The 1,275-nt window shown below is 78.1% G+C and carries 1 protein-coding gene; it reads left to right on the forward strand.

Annotation, left to right across the window (positions count from 1 at the left end; translation table 11 throughout):
* Positions 1-535: 535 nt before the first annotated feature.
* Positions 536-1,210, forward strand: a complete 675-nt coding sequence (ureG, locus tag ABD879_RS32605) for an urease accessory protein UreG (protein WP_345025647.1) — start codon at positions 536-538, stop codon at positions 1,208-1,210.
* Positions 1,211-1,275 lie beyond the last annotated feature (65 nt).

The following is a 1,275-nucleotide window of genomic DNA, read 5'->3' on the forward strand; positions in this document are numbered from 1 at the left end:
GACATGGCTACGATCCGACTTCGGTGGGGGGAGCTGGACGCCGAGGCCGACGCGCGCATGCCGTCGCCCGCGCAGCGGCGGGCGTCGCGGGCGCAGGGGCGGTCGCTGTCGCGGGCGGCGCGGGCGGCCTGGTCGCATCCCGGTCTGGACGCGCTGGGCACCGAGCTGGCCGAGCCGCACCATCCGGTCGTGCTCGCCGCGGCGGCCGCGGCGGCGGGCCGCACCCCGGGGCAGGCGGCGGCGGTCGCCGCGTACGGGGCGGTGACCGGTCCGGCGTCGGCGGCCGTCCGGCTGCTCGGCCTGGACCCGCTGGGCGTGCACGCGGTCCTGGCCGGGCTGGCCGCCGAGGTGGACGGCGTCGCGCGGGAGGCCGCCGCCGCGGTCGAGGAGGGGGACGGGGACGGGTGGCGGGCGCTGCCCGCGCCGTCCGCGCCGCTGCTCGACCTGCTCGCCGAGGCGCACGTGCGCGCAGGGCTGCGCCTGTTCGCGTCGTAGCCGGTCGGCAGGGGAACACTGGGAGACGGGAGGACGCACCGTGGGCGCCAACCACGATCACGATCCGCACGAGGCCGCGCCGGCGGCGGGCCGGGCGCTGCGCCTGGGCATCGGCGGCCCGGTGGGCAGCGGCAAGACCGCGCTGACGGCGGCGCTGTGCCGCGCGCTGCGCGCGGAGTTCGACCTGGCGGTGGTGACCAACGACATCTACACCACCGAGGACGCCGACTTCCTGCGCCGCGAGGGCGTGCTCTCCGACGACCGGATCGCCGCGGTGCGCACCGGCTGCTGCCCGCACACCGCCATCCGCGACGACATCTCCGCCAACCTGGACGCGGTGGAGGCCCTGGAGGCCCGGCACGGCCGGCTGGACCTGGTCGTCGTGGAGAGCGGCGGCGACAACCTGACCGCGCTGTTCAGCCGGGGCCTGGCCGACCGGCAGATCTTCGTGCTGGACGTGGCGGGCGGCGACGACGTGCCGCGCAAGGGCGGTCCGGGGGTGGCGGGCGCGGACCTGCTGGTGATCAACAAGACCGATCTGGCGCCGCTGGTCGGCAGCGACGTGGCGCTGATGGAGCGCGACGCCCTCCGGGTGCGCGGCGGCCGGCCGGTGGCGCTGACCTCGCTGCGCGAGCGTCCCGACGCGCCGGAGGTGGCGGCGTGGGTGCGCGGGGTGCTGCGCGAGGCGCGCGCGGCCGCCGCGGCGGTGCGGTGACCCGGCGGTACACGGCGCGCGCGGCCGCCACCAAGTCGGAGGCCAAGCGGTCTTAGGAAGACAAC

Origin of the sequence: Actinomadura keratinilytica, assembly GCF_039539665.1 — a bacterium.
Taxonomy (GTDB): Bacteria; Actinomycetota; Actinomycetes; order Streptosporangiales; family Streptosporangiaceae; genus Spirillospora; species Spirillospora keratinilytica.